This is a genomic window from Paenibacillus sp. AR247, from assembly GCF_002968895.1.
Classification (GTDB): domain Bacteria; phylum Bacillota; class Bacilli; order Paenibacillales; family Paenibacillaceae; genus Paenibacillus_AQ; species Paenibacillus_AQ favisporus.
The window spans coordinates 662,400-676,418 of sequence record NZ_PCZT01000009.1; the positions used below are offsets into that span (position 1 = coordinate 662,400).

12 protein-coding genes are annotated in these 14,019 nt (G+C 50.0%); 10 read left to right on the plus strand and 2 right to left on the minus strand.

Annotated elements, in window-relative coordinates:
- The 9 genes from pdxR to CPT76_RS11160 form a co-directional block, all read left to right on the plus strand.
- The coding region (pdxR, locus tag CPT76_RS11125) for a MocR-like pyridoxine biosynthesis transcription factor PdxR (RefSeq protein ID WP_105442967.1) at positions 1 to 1,292 on the plus strand (1,292 nt) is incomplete at its 5' end.
- A 206-nt stretch (positions 1,293 to 1,498) separates the two neighbouring features.
- The gene (locus CPT76_RS11130) at positions 1,499 to 2,377 is read left to right on the plus strand and encodes an alpha/beta fold hydrolase (protein ID WP_105442968.1); all 879 of its coding nucleotides are present in this window, start codon (positions 1,499 to 1,501) and stop codon (positions 2,375 to 2,377) included.
- Positions 2,378 to 2,637: 260 nt separating this feature from the next.
- Positions 2,638 to 3,594: an ABC transporter permease gene (locus CPT76_RS11135; RefSeq protein ID WP_076165559.1), complete on the plus strand. Its 957-nt coding sequence runs from the start codon at positions 2,638 to 2,640 to the stop codon at positions 3,592 to 3,594.
- Between the two features lie 13 nt (positions 3,595 to 3,607).
- Entirely contained in the window at positions 3,608 to 4,537 is a 930-nt protein-coding gene (locus CPT76_RS11140) for a carbohydrate ABC transporter permease (protein ID WP_076165561.1), read from the plus strand.
- 82 nt (positions 4,538 to 4,619) lie between these two features.
- Positions 4,620 to 6,116, plus strand: coding sequence for an ABC transporter substrate-binding protein (locus CPT76_RS11145; protein ID WP_105442969.1), 1,497 nt, complete (start codon positions 4,620 to 4,622; stop codon positions 6,114 to 6,116).
- 158 nt (positions 6,117 to 6,274) lie between these two features.
- Positions 6,275 to 8,035 carry a sensor histidine kinase gene (locus tag CPT76_RS11150; protein ID WP_105442970.1) on the plus strand — a complete coding sequence of 587 codons (1,761 nt, stop codon included), beginning with the start codon at positions 6,275 to 6,277 and terminating at the stop codon, positions 8,033 to 8,035.
- On the plus strand, positions 8,010 to 8,771 hold the full coding sequence (locus CPT76_RS11155; RefSeq protein ID WP_105442971.1) for a response regulator transcription factor: 762 nt from the start codon (positions 8,010 to 8,012) through the stop codon (positions 8,769 to 8,771). Before CPT76_RS11150 ends, CPT76_RS11155 begins: the two co-directional genes overlap by 26 nt.
- 36 nt (positions 8,772 to 8,807) lie before the next feature.
- Complete coding sequence (locus CPT76_RS39445) at positions 8,808 to 9,068, plus strand: hypothetical protein (RefSeq protein WP_258168301.1); 261 nt, start codon at positions 8,808 to 8,810, stop codon at positions 9,066 to 9,068.
- 13 nt (positions 9,069 to 9,081) lie between these two features.
- Positions 9,082 to 10,011, plus strand: coding sequence for an ABC transporter substrate-binding protein (locus tag CPT76_RS11160; protein WP_258168302.1), 930 nt, complete (start codon positions 9,082 to 9,084; stop codon positions 10,009 to 10,011).
- A gap of 88 nt (positions 10,012 to 10,099) precedes the next feature.
- Here the strand turns inward: CPT76_RS11160 and CPT76_RS11165 are convergent, their stop codons facing one another.
- On the minus strand, positions 10,100 to 10,651 hold the full coding sequence (locus tag CPT76_RS11165; RefSeq protein ID WP_105442972.1) for a GNAT family N-acetyltransferase: 552 nt from the start codon (positions 10,649 to 10,651) through the stop codon (positions 10,100 to 10,102).
- A 137-nt stretch (positions 10,652 to 10,788) separates the two neighbouring features.
- Positions 10,789 to 12,786, minus strand: coding sequence for a WD40/YVTN/BNR-like repeat-containing protein (locus CPT76_RS11170; protein WP_181152797.1), 1,998 nt, complete (start codon positions 12,784 to 12,786; stop codon positions 10,789 to 10,791).
- Positions 12,787 to 13,104: 318 nt separating this feature from the next.
- On the opposite strand from CPT76_RS11170, the gene CPT76_RS11175 reads away from it, so the two are divergent.
- The gene (locus tag CPT76_RS11175) at positions 13,105 to 13,884 is read left to right on the plus strand and encodes a DJ-1/PfpI family protein (protein WP_105442974.1); all 780 of its coding nucleotides are present in this window, start codon (positions 13,105 to 13,107) and stop codon (positions 13,882 to 13,884) included.
- Positions 13,885 to 14,019 lie beyond the last annotated feature (135 nt).

The following is a 14,019-nucleotide window of genomic DNA, read 5'->3' on the forward strand; positions in this document are numbered from 1 at the left end:
CCTTGGACCTTGGGATAGCGCGCAACATCGTAATCGAAGTGTATGAGCAATTGACCGCCGAAGGGTATTTGACTTCCCGAGCCGGCTCCGGAACGTTTGTCGCTGAGGGCATCGAAACACGCAAAGCTATGAAAATCGACCCTATGCCTTCTTCAGCATCAACCGCTCGATCTGAGTCCGTTCCTAAGAAACCGAAGCTCATTGACTTTGACGGAGGTCTGCCTGATTTGTCTCATTTTCCCCGCAGGCTCTGGAGCAAATACGTACGGGAGATTACCGATTCGGCGGTGGAAGACATATTTTCGTATGGCAATATTCAAGGGCTGCCCGCACTGCGAGAGGTCATTGCTGGTTATTTGTACCGGGTAAAAGGCATGGCGTGCAGCATGGACCAAATTGTCATTACGTCGGGGACCTCCGAAGGAATTCTGCTGCTGGCGTCTACCCTTTCGGACCGTTTTCATACGGTTTACACGGAAGAGCCGACGATCGGGTTTGTCGGTGATATTTTTCAAAGATTAAACTATATCATCCATCCGGTCGAGGTTGATCATCAAGGGATGCAGATCCACCGGATTGAGCATAACTTCCCTGCTGGTCTGATCGTGCTGACGCCTTCCCACCAATACCCGACAGGCAGCATTCTCTCGATTCAACGGAGGCAGATGGCTATTGCGCTGGCTGAAAAGGCTGGTCACTATATCATTGAGGATGACTATGACAGCGAGTTCCGGCATAAAGGCGGGCCGGTCCCTCCACTGCAGCTTCTTGCCCCGAGCAAGGTCATCTATGCAGGCACGTTTAGCAAAACGCTCTCGCCCGCCCTGCGGATCGGTTTCCTCGTTGTCCCCCCGGAACTGATCGAGCCGGTCATTCGCACCAAAACGGAACTAAACCTGACAACTTCCGGTATCATGCAATCGTCACTTGCGCGTTTTATATTGGACGGGCATTTTGACAGGCATATTCACAAAATGAGAGCGATATACAAACGAAAACGCGTATATATCGCGGAACAATGCCGCCGCTTATTCGGCAACCGCGTTGAACTGTTGGGTGACGAAGCTGGAATGCATGTTCAGCTCCATTTTAAGCAGGATGCTTACGGGCCGATGGACTGGCACAACATGGAAGGGCTCGGCGTCCGCCTCTCATCTTTTGAAGACTATGCAGTGTTAAAAGGTCGCTCCCCCGGCAAGGTGGTACTCGGATACGGGAATCTGACAGAGAGGGAAATCGCTGAAGGGCTGCGTAGAATCCAGCAGTTTACAGAATCTTGGAGAAGGATCTGAGATATAGCTTACGTTTATTAAACTGGTATTTCGTTTCGATCAATACAGCTCCATGGCCGGCACTCGAGTTTAAAGTTAAACCTTCAAGTGCTACAACAATATATTTTTGCCATTAATTCAAGTATATCAAGGAAGTAAACCCGCGGAACCGAAAGATTGCATGAATGTTATATGATGACTGTATAAACCATTTGGGAGTGAAGAATATGGAAAAAGTCATCAAGCTCAAGGATTCATCCGAAATCAAAGTTGGTTTGGCGGGACGATCCGGAGGCAAAACAATCATGCTGCCTGTTGCCAAGGAATCCGTGTACGGCCAAGAAGCTGAAAGCCTGAAGCTGTGGGGTGTCGACCCCGAATCCGGACAGCATTTCGTCGAGGGACTGGCTGATATGTTCCAAGTCTTGTACTTTGACTATGAAGGCCATCGCATGAAGCACCCCAATCCCGACCATCTGACACCAGAGCAGATTGTAGAAGATCTGCTGTTCATCGCTGATGAAATGAATGTCCGCCATTTTAGCTATTATGGTTACTCCTGGCTGGCGCTGGTCGGTCTGCAGCTGGCTATCCGTACGGAGCGGTTGGATAGCTTGATCATGGGTGGATTTCCGCCATTGGACGGGCCCTATAAAGAAATGATGGTGGTGACCCGCAGTACTTATGAACAAGCTGTACGCAATCAAAATACCCCTATAATGAAAGATTGGCAGGATTCGAGCAGTCCGGAAAAGGTGGATTGGGACCAGGTTCAGGTCAAGATCGACACAAATCAGACCAAACAGTTTATGACGCTGTACCAGCATTTGATGGATTTTGACGATCGGGCGGTGAGTCTGAACCCGGCCGTTCCGAAGCTGGCTTTTGCCGGAGAGAAAGATACGATCGTGTATGGGGAAAACTTCGGCGGCGTCACTGTGGACATTACCGGGATATTGCAGAGAAACCAACAAGCTTTGGAAGAAATGGGCTGGGACGTTCGTATCTTAACGGGAGACGGGATGGACCATACCAAAGCCATGCACCCGGAGACCGTGCTTCCGGTCATCAAGCCCTGGCTCGTGTCTAATTTGTTGGACGGTTAGAAGATGTTCCGCTAACGCTTTTTAAGATGATCCCATCGATTATCATTCAAATATGCTTCTTAATTCACCATTTAAAAAAGGCATCCGGTCGTAGGAACCGGGTGCCTTTATGCGTTTATTTCGACAAAATTTCATGTTCACCTAACGTTTTTTGACTATAGTATCAAGTTTGTTATCTGGAAGCATGGAATCTTCCTTTTATACAATGAATTTACGAAGCGCAAGCTGCAATAGAGAAACCACCGGAAGGAGTGACTAACATGAGTTCAAAAGCCGAGCAAAGCCACAAACGTAAGCGCTTACGTCCACGTTGGCACAAGCAGGATACGGAACTGACCCTGCTCGCCTTGCCGACGACCATATGGTATATCCTCTTCTGCTTTCTGCCTATGTTCGGGATCATTATCGCCTTTAAAAATTTTAGAATTAGCGGCGGATTCCTGAGCAATGTGTTCAACAGCCCGTGGATCGGCTTCAAAAACTTCGAGTTCCTGTTCAAATCGAACGACGCTTGGATCATTATCCGCAACACGATTGGATACAACTTGATCTTTATCGTTCTAGGCATCGTCCTCCCTGTTCTATTCGCCATTATGGTAGGACTGCTGCACAGCCGGAAGGCCAGCAAAATCTATCAAACGATGATGTTCCTTCCCTATTTTTTATCTTGGGTGGTCGTATCCGCCGTAGGCTGGGCTTTCTTAAGCTTCGATAAGGGGATCGTCAACCAAATGCTCGTCAGTATGGGCAGCGACCCGGTGAACTGGTACATGGAACCGAAATACTGGCCGTTCTTCCTTATTCTCTTAAACGTCTGGAAAGGCTTGGGCTACGGAATGATTATCTACTTGGCCACCATCACGAGCATTGACAGCACCTATTACGAGGCCGCGGTTATCGATGGCGCCTCGATCTGGCAGCAGACGAGATTTATTACGCTGCCGATGCTGAAGCTGGTCATCGTCATGATGTTCATCTTGGCGGTCGGGCGCATTTTCTATACCGATTTCGGCTTGTTCTACCAGGTCACGCGGGACTCCAATTCCTTGTTCAACGTGTCTACGACCATCGATGTCATGGTATACAAGCAGCTGAAAACCGCTACTGTCGGGATGGCCTCCGCTGCTGCATTCGTGCAGTCCGTCCTGGGCTGTGCCACCATTCTGATCGCTAACTGGATTGTCCGCAAAATCGATCCGGAAAGCGCAATGATGTAAGGAGGTAGGGTCGATGTCAACAAGAACGGCTTACGATACGGGCCTGGAGAAATTTAATCGTACCCACAGAGTCGTCGACGTCATTTTCCATCTGATATTTATCGTCTTGGCGCTGATCTGTGTCATTCCTGTCGTTGTGGTCCTGTCCATCTCATTTTCCAGTGAAGACTCGATCCGTGAGACGGGATATCATTTACTTCCGACCGTACTATCGGGTGATGCATACGCCTATATCGCCAAACAGGGGACGACGATTTTGAGGGCGCTCGGTGTGTCGGTTCTTGTCACTGTGATTGGGACCGTGCTCGGCGTCCTGCTGACCGCATCCATGGGTTACGTCATTTCCCGCCCCAACTACAAGCTGAAGGGGTTTCTGACCTGGATCGTATTCATTCCGATGGTGTTCAACGGCGGTTTGGTGTCCAGCTACTTTATCAACACGAATTTATTGGGTCTGAAGGACAGCATCTGGGCCCTGATTCTGCCGCTGGCCGTCTCATCGTTTAACGTGATCATCTGCAAAACGTTTTTCAAAAGCACGATTCCCGACGGACTCATCGAATCGGCGGAAATCGATGGCGCGAGCCAGCTGCGGATCTTCTTCTCTATCGTCCTCCCAATCTCGCTGCCTGTGATCGCGACGATTGGATTGTTTCTCTGCTTCGCCTACTGGAACGACTGGTTTCAATCGATGCTGTATATCGACAACCAGAACCTGTACTCGCTGCAGGCCCTGCTCAACAGCCTGATGAGCAATGTCGATGCCCTGGCAAAGAATGCCGCAAGCATGGGCGTGAGCTACGCCGTACTTGTCGCGACGATGCCGAAGGAATCTGCGCGGATGGCTGTTGCGATCCTCATCGTTTTGCCTGTAGCCTGCGCCTACCCTTTCTTCCAGAAGTATTTTATTTCCGGGCTTACGGTCGGTGCTGTTAAAGGATAATGACGAAATAAGCCAAGACATCTTGGTTTATGATAAATCACTGCTAATCACGGTGATTCAACATCTATAAGGGGGATTTGGAATGAAAAGATCTTTCAGGTTCATCTCTACGCTCTGTTTGCTGACCCTTCTGGCCACAGCTCTGGCGGCCTGCGGCGGTTCGAAGCCTGCTTCTACAGCCGATGGATCGCAGACAACCACGGAGCCGTCGAAGGAAACTTCGACAACGACCAAGGATGTTCCGACGCTAGTCTGGTGGACGATCGGCGGCCAGGTGCCGAGCAACTTCAGCAAGGCTGTTGACGCCATGAATGCCTACACAGCCGAAAAGATCGGCGTGAAAGTGGACATCAAGGTAGCCAGCTGGGGCGAATGGGACACGAAGATGAACACCATCGTCAATACCGGCGAGCCTTTCGACATCATGTTCACGAACAGCGGCAAGTACAGCAAGCAGGTTGCGATGGGCGCTTTTGCCGATATTACCGATCTGGTACAAAGCGAAACGCCTGACCTTTACAAACTGATTCCGCAAAACGTATGGGACGGCACCAAAATCGGCGGAAAATATTATTCCGTACCGACTTATAAAGATTCCGCGTTGACGCAGTATTGGGTATTCGATGACAAGTATGTGCAGAAGTACAATATCGACATCAACAACATCAAGACGCTGCAGGATCTGGATAAGCCGCTTCACGATATGAAGGCCGGGGAAGGCAAAAGCTTCTACCCGCTGCCGATGACCCAAGGCGAAGGCCTGAACGGATTTTTTAACGATTATGACGATTTAACGCTGGGCTTCCCTCCGGTCGGCGTGAAAGCGGACGATGCATCGCGCAAGGTCGTTTCCGTTCTGGAGCAGCCTGACGTTATGGCTAACCTGAAGCTTTTGCATCAATGGTATCAAGACGGCATCATCAATCCGGATGCTCCGACCAAAACTGAAGCTGACAAAGGCAGACCGTTCTTTGCGGCACAAGCCTTCCCTGGCGCCGAAATCAGCTGGCAGATCAACGATAACGTCCAGAAATACGACATGGTTCAGCATTACGGACCGATCTACACCACAAGTACAATCCAAGGTTCTTTGAACGCGATTTCGGCAAATTCGAAATATCAGAAGGAAGCATTGAAGTACCTTGAACTGGTTAACACCGATCCGAAGCTGCGCAACATGCTGGCCTTTGGCGAGCTGGGCGTAGACTACAAAAACGTCGACGGCGAAAAAGTCATCGAGCGTACAACCGATACTTGGCCGCTGGCTGCTTACACCCAAGGCACGTTCTTTAATCTGGCGGTGACGAAAGGCGCTCCGGAAGATCAATGGGAACAAGTTAAAAAGTTGAACGAAGCGGCCTCCTCCTCCACGATCCTTGGGTTCGCGCTGGATATCAGCAATCTGCAGACCGAAGTGGCAAACTGCCAAGCCGTATGGGACAAATACAAGTATGAACTCATTACCGGCGCATCCGATCCGGAGAAAATGGTGCCGAAGATTACGGCTGAACTGAAGTCCGCCGGCATGGACACGATCATGAAAGCGGCTCAAGAGCAAATCGATAACTACTTCAAGTAAAAGAAATGGAAGCGCATCCCTTAATGAGACTCTCTTAAGGGATGCTTTTTCCTTCCCATCGATGAAGTTTCGTACTAATCGTGGTACCTTTGCACTAATCGTGATACATTGGGATTAGCATTCATGCTTCGACGAGTTGCTGTCAATCGAGGTGTCTTATGGGCTCTTTTTTGCAAATCAAAATTTACCGCCACAAGTTTATCGCCTATGTCATCTTCGTCGTGAGCATCGGACTCACGCTGGGCACGCTGACCTGTGCCATGCTGCTCAATCAATGGGTCGGCAATGCCCGGATCGAGGCGGCGAACGCATTCTCGCGCGTGGAGAATGAACTGCAGTATGACGCCGACCGTATCGAGGCTTACATGCAGCGGATTTACTCCAATCCGGGATTGCTCGACGATGCCAGAAGCTTTGCGAGCAGCAGTGCTGAAGGTTACTTGACGAGCAGGCTGGATCACAGCATCTACTCGCAGCCACTGGTTTCGTTTCCCGAAGATCTTAAGACCTACTTATACAGCTGGGCGCAGGGTGAGATCACGCAAATTAGCCTGCACACCGGCGAATACGGCAATGTAGTACGTTTTAACGATAACGGTATTGCCAGTTACACATTCGGACTTCCGAATAAGGACGAGGCTTTTCATGACACGATTACGAAAGGTTTCGTATACCGCAAGAAACTGTCGAATCCTACGCTGGGCTCTCAGGAATTCGGAGAGCTGCGCTTTTTGGTCAGCAGTGAGCAAGTTTTCAGATCGGTCCAAAATTTCCGGGTTGGCGAAGCTGCGGCCGTCAGTGCTGCCGGCGATATCTACCTGATCGGCGGACACGGCGAAGATTTGGAGCAAATGTCCCGCCTGGCTGCAGCAAATGGACGCACACACGGCATTATTTCAAGGGGAATGCTGAAGCCGATATTTTATGTCACCTTCGCCTCCACCAAGTTTAATTTCAAATTCGTCAGCATCATCGATTTGTCCACGCTGATTCGTCAGCATGCCGGGATGCTGATCACCCTCTTCCTGATCGTGCTGGCCGCGATGGTCAGCGTACTGCTGCTCATTGTCTACAATTTACGGGATGATGCCCTCTTCCTGCACCGCATCATCCAGTCGATCGGGCGCGTCAAAACGGCCAATTTTACGACGAGCCGCCCGGCCCGGTACCGGAGAAACGAATACGGTATGATCGCCCGTGAGTTGGATGATATGATACAGCAGCTGGATAAGTACATCCGCAATGAATATTTGCTGAAAATAAAGCAGCAGGAAACCGAAATGAAAGCGCTTCAGAACCAGATTAATCCGCACTTCCTGTACAATACCCTGGAGGTGATCCGCTCTACAGCGCTGGTCAACCGGGACACAGATACCGCCGATGCCATTGCGACTTTAGGGACGCTCTACCGCGAAATCGTGAAGAAGGAAAATATCATTTCGATTGCCAGCGAGCTGGAACTGCTGCAGAAATACTTGGAGATTATGGAGTTTAAGTATCCGGGACGTTTTTATTATCAGGTCAATGTCGAACCGGCCCTCCTCTCGATCCCGACCGTGAAATTTTGGATGCAGCCGCTCGCGGAAAATTTCTTCATTCACGGCTTCGATGCCGGTCATGAGTTTAATTTGTACGTCGTTAATGGCTGGGAATCCGATGACGGTTATATGCTTGAATTTGTGGATAACGGGCAGGGAATACCGGCGGAGCGTTTAAATACCGTTCGGCGCACGCTGTTTAACCAGGATGACGCTTCCTCCGGAAGTATCGGCCTTCGCAACGTATATACGCGGCTGCATTTCTTCTATGGGGACGGCTGTACGATCGAAATCGCAAATAACGAGGAAGCCGGGGTCAAGATTGCGGTACGGATATCAAAAGAGGTGATTGAACATGTACAAGTTGATGATTGTGGATGACGAGCCTCAAATTTTGGAAGGCATGAAACGGATACTGGACTGGAACCAATACGGGTTTGGCCGCATTGAAACGTGTGAAACGACTGAGGAAGCCATGACCAAAGTGGTTGACCTGCAGCCGGACGTGGCTATCTTTGATGTCTGCATTGGCAAGACGCTCGGGTATGAGACCATCAGCAGGCTTAACGAATTTAAGATCCCGACGAAATACATTATTATGAGCGGCTATAGTGAATTCAAATATGCTCAGGAAGCCATTCGCTGCGGCGTCAAAGACTATCTGCTCAAACCGGTGGAGCGCACCAAGCTGCAGCAAGTCATTGAGAAAATCATTGTCGAGGATCTTAACGGTACGATCGGCGATAAGAACAGCGAGGACCTGAACAGGGATCCCGTATTAGGGGTTCAATATGAGCACCTCTCCAAGCTGGTCAACCGTATTTTGCTGATGATCAAGATGGAATACGCCCAGAACATAACGTTAAAATCCGTAGCGGAGCGCTTCCAAATGAACAGTACTTACCTGGGACAGCTGTTTCTTAAAGAGACCGGAATGAAGTTTTCGGAGTACCTCATGGCATACCGGATGCTGCTTGCAGAGGACCGAATCCGCTCAACCGAAGAGAAAATATCTTATATCGCGTTTTCCGTCGGCTACAACAATCTCAATTATTTCTATACTCACTTTCATAGCTTTTTCGGAAAGTCTCCTTCCGAGCTCCGCGGAAAAGCTTAAGCTTCAAACTTTTCAGAAAGGAGGCTGCTGGTGGTCATGAATGATAGACGCAAGCCGGTCTTAATGACCCTCTCTCTGATTCTGCTGCTCTTATCGTCGACAGGCTGCTTTCGTCAGTCCGGCCAAGATAGCGACTCCGATGACGGTGCACCTGTCAATCTGATTTATTATACGATTGGAGAACCTGATAAGGATTTGCAGCTCGTCAACGATAAGATCAACGAAATCATGGCACCCAAAATCGGCGTCACCGTCACGTACATCAAGGTCGGTTGGCAGGAACCGGGAATCGCTTGAACCTCTTCTTCGGATGATTCAACAAAAAGAACCGGATTACGTGCCGATGGAGCTTGATCGGGATTCGCACAATTTCTTTGCACTCGATGGCTATGAATATATCATGAACAACAAAATTCCCTTAATGATCAAATCGCTGGATCCGAGCGCCGAGGTCGTCAATATATTCGAAACCAAGGAAGCGCGGCAGATTCTGGATACGCTGCGACGTTATTACAAGGCTGGCTTCATTAACAAAGACGCCGCGCTGCGGGAGCCTGGAGGCTTGAAGCGGGGAGCCAAAGTATTCTGGAAATCCTCCGGCGGCGGTCCCCTTTCGGAGACGACCTGGAGCAAGGACCGCGGCTACAAGGTCGTGGCGAATCCCGTCACGCCGAGCGTTGTCACCACGGAATCGGTCCGGGGAGGAATTATGGCGGTCAATGCCAACACCAAGCATCCCGCCGAGAGCATCAAGTTTTTGAATCTGCTGAACACGGATCCGGAAATACGGAACTTATTTAATTACGGTATTGAGGGCGTGCACTACACGCTTGATGCCAAAGGGCAGGTTGTCCCCATCTCCTCAAAAGATAAGGATGGAGCCGATGCCTCTTCCCGTTATGCTGGAGTACAGTATACTCAGGGAAATTGGTTTATCCTGAATACGATGGGCGGCGGCTACCCGGATCCCCTCGATAAATGGGAGCAGTTCCGTCAATATAATGCTGGAGTCGTCAAGTCGGCCGTGCTCGGATTTACGCCGGATCTTAGCAAAATGACGGCACAAACCGATAACATTGAGATGGTCTGGCAGAAATACTACCCCAGTCTGATGACAGGCTCCGTCGATGTTGGCGCGATCCTCCCCAAGTTTAATCATGAACTGAAGCAGGCAGGTATTGAAGACGTGCGTAAAGAAGTGCAGAGACAGCTGGATGCATGGCGTGCTGTCAGCAGATAGCCGTTTGTGAATACAACTCTCCGCGTGCAACCTGTTCTTTAATTGTATTTTCCGGCAGCCGGTCATGCATCATGTGGCTCGCTGCCGGTCATTTCATCTTAAGATACTCTTCTTTTAACAGTCCATAATACACAAGATCCTCGTATTTCCCCTGCTTTTTAGCATGCTGTCGTAACGTGCCTTCATATTTCATCCCCACCTTAGCCATCACTTTACCCGAAGCGGGATTCCTGCCAAAATGACGCGCAAATACGCGGTTTAACCTTATTTCTTCAAAGGCGTAACGAACGATTCCCTTTGCGGCTTCGGTACAATAACCAAGATTGCTATAGGGCTTCCCTATCCAATAAGCAAGTTCGCCGTGGTCAAATGGCTGATGGAATGCGATGCAGATGGCACCGATCACATATTGGCCTTCCTTATGTACGATAGCCAGCTCGAGGGATCGTCCTTGCTCAAACTGATCTTGGTGGGATGCAATCCATTTCTCCGCTATGCCATCTTCATAGGGATGAGGAATATATAACGTCATGTCAGCGATGTATGGATCCCCGGCTAATTTCTGAACAGCCTTGGCATCGTCTAGGCAAAAAGGACGTAACAGCAGCCTGTCTAGTGGAATGGTCGGCAATGCTTTCATGCACCAGTGCCCCTTTCTTCTTACTTCAATTTAATTAGATTTTAGTTCAAGCGAAGGATAAAAAAAACCGCCATTTGGCGGCAAAAAATGGGCACATGTTGTCAGCTTCTCCGATTTCCGGCTAGCCCTGTCGATGATCACTGCTGAACGGACCAGCTCAGCCCGCCATCAGCCGTCACGGCAGTTCCCTGCAGGAACTGAATCCAGCCATGCTGCGGATCGGAAAAGCCGATCGATCGGACGTCTACCATCTCGGCATCCGCGGGAAAAGGATGATCCACCCAGGTTCGGCCCCCGTCATTCGTGGTCAGTAGGCGGGTAATCACACCGTCTTTGGCTTCAAAATCTTCAAAAAGCATATACCCGTGCGTTTCATCGCTAAAATAGACAGCGTCCGGATACCAGTCTTTGTCCAGCGTCAATACGGTTTGCGCCGAATGGTCCGCACCGAAGCGAACGAGCTCAAGACTTCCCTTGGTGTCCGTCTGCTTCAGCAGCCATCCACTGGAATAGGAGGTCAAGGAGACTTGCATCTCACTATTTTCTTTGCTCACCAGCGTTTTGCCCCAAGTCTTTCCGCCATCCGAAGTGCGATAAATAGCCTTCCCTTCTCCTGTGGCGAACAAGACACCATGATTTGTGTCAAAAAACCGGAAGGCGGATACGTCGGATATCCCCAGCTTGTACAGCGATTCGCTGGAAACTTCATGCCAGGTGAGCCCGCCGTCCTGGGTTTTCAATAAAACATGCTGGGAGTCTTTGTCCCGGAAGGCCATCATGAAGCCTTCTTTCTCACTGACAAAGCTGATTTTCTCAAGCCGGATATAAGAATCCAGGGAAGCGATGATCTTCCAGCTCGCCCCACCGTCGATCGTTTTCAGGACCTTACCGCTGTCCAGCTGGGTTCCGATGCCAAATCCGAGTTGACGATCGATAAAAGCCATGTCCTCCGTCGGTCTGCCATACGGCTCGGATAGCGGATAAGACTCCTGCCAGCTTACTCCCCCGTCAGTCGAGTGAATGAGAAAATCGGAGCCGTTCATCCCGTCGACGGCGGCCCATATTGCCTTAGCGGACACCATCTGTACCTGATTTACTGCCACCGCCTTGCTCACGCTGGTAAAGCTGCGGCCGCCGTCCTTTGTCAGCCAAATGCCTCCTTCGATCGGTCCTGCACCCGGGTGCAGCGAAATTACGCCGGTATTCCCGTCGATCAACTGAATGCCGTTCACATAAGGGCGTCCCGTCCGCTGTGTGCTCATTTTAGTCCAATGCTTACCACCGTCAACAGTACGGTAGACGTCGCCGCTCAGCATCCCCTTCTCATTTGTCAGCAGCCATCCGGTATTTTCACTCGCAAACTGGATTTGAAAGGCGGACAAAGGCGACTCCTTCGCAGAGAGATCCAGCTGTTTGGACCATGTCCGCCCACCATTATTGGTCTTGACAACAGCAAGCTTAGTATCATCCTTGCCGACCGTACCGACCACATAGCCGGTGCCGGCTTTCGGAAAACTGGTGCTGATCGGTTTGAAGTCCTTGATTCCGAACACAGCTGTTTGAAAATGATTTCCCCCATCCTGTGTGAGAAGCAGGCGGCCGTTTACGAGCATCGCGCCGCTTTTCTCATTCACGAACGACAATTTATGGCCTTGGCTGTGGTCCTCTTGGGATTCGGACTTCCATTTTGTGTTCCAGGTACGGCCGCCGTCCCCAGTTTTCAGCAGGCTGATCCGTTTGCACCGCAGCTGTCCTGCGCTGCTGGAACAGTTGTCTTCGACCAAAGCATACCCGGTTTTGACATTGATAAAATCCAGGCTGCGTATATACTTCCCAGGCAAATTCTGTTCCTGCCAATGCGTTCCGCCGTCATGGGTGGACAGCAGTCTTAGTTGAGCATCAGTGCGCTCTTTAACCGCAAATCCCGTTTTGGAGTCGATGAAATCGATAACCGGAAGATCATACGGGATATTCCCATTCCATTTGAGCTCCTTTCCCTGCTGCGGCTGAATAGAGATATCAGCCGAAGACAGCGCGGCCGCTGCTGGTTCCGCCCCTTTAGCACACCCCGTAAGAACGGCTGCCAAAATGGACACAAGGACTGCTGCTCTGAAATGCCTGCGTCTTATTCTCATGTTTAACGCCTCCTTCATCCGCGCAAAAAACATTCTGGTAAATAAATCTTCTGTGCTTTAACCGTCCAAGGCTTAAGATTGTTCATGACAAGTTTAATTATAGAGTTTGCTTTAGTGCGATGGGTTAAGGATTGTTCTCGTTTTGGAGTCAAGATTTTCATATTTTCATGGCTCCATGGATTGTGAGGAGTTGTTGATCCTTTTGTGACTTTTATAGAACGCCGTTTGTGATAATCGCTTGATATGATTCTACTGCTAATAAAAAACGCATGAGCTATATTGCCTGAGCTTGGTGCGAAGAGAAAGGAAGATTCAGAAATGAGAAAGATGTTTGGATTATTTTTGTCATTGGCATTGGTACTCAGTCTGGCTGTCCCCGCCGCGAGTGCGAATGCTGCACCAGACAATCAAAACAGGAAGGATACTCTTCATGTTCAAGTCGTGCTGTTCGATGGATTCGATTTGCTCGACGCCTTGGCGCCCTATGAAGTATTTGCCGCTGCGGGTATGTATTCCGGTGACAAAGTGACGGTCGAACTGGTATCCGCAGAAGGCAAGCGTTCTGTTCCGAGCGGGCTGGGTGGACCCTCTCTGGAAGCGAAATCCAAGCTGGACCCCCATCAGCCGGGAATTATTGTGGTGCCTGGTGCTGCTGGCAAGCCGGCGGGAAATACTCCGGATACCATTCCGAACCTTCTTTGGAAGGCGAAGCAAACGCCCTTAACCAGCATGATCAAACAGGCAATGGACGATAAAGAAGTGACGGTAGCAACGGTATGCGGAGGTTCTTTATTGCTTGCGATGGATGGACTGCTGAAAGACCGGCATGCCGTGACCAATCCGATTGGCATGACTGCGTTAGGTGCCGCGGGCGCGATCCCGGTAGAGGCCAGAGTCGTTGAGGATGGACCACGCCTGGTCAGCGGCGGAGGCGTGACTTCGGGATTGGACGTAGCTCTATATTTGGTTGAACGCGAGTTGGGGCCGCAGATCGCTAACGCTGTAGAAAACTTATTCCAGTACGAGCAGCGCGGTACGGTATGGAAAGCCGAAGGCACGGCACCCATCGACTTTTTCAAGAATACGGCTGTAAAATGAGCGAACGCTGTTATTTTAATAAGGTCAAAGATCGTCGTCTGATCTGAAAATGTAGTTATGAACATAATAAGGCACCTCTAAAATGCCTCAGGGCAGGTAAGAGGTGCCTTTTAATTAACGTATCAGGATCATTTT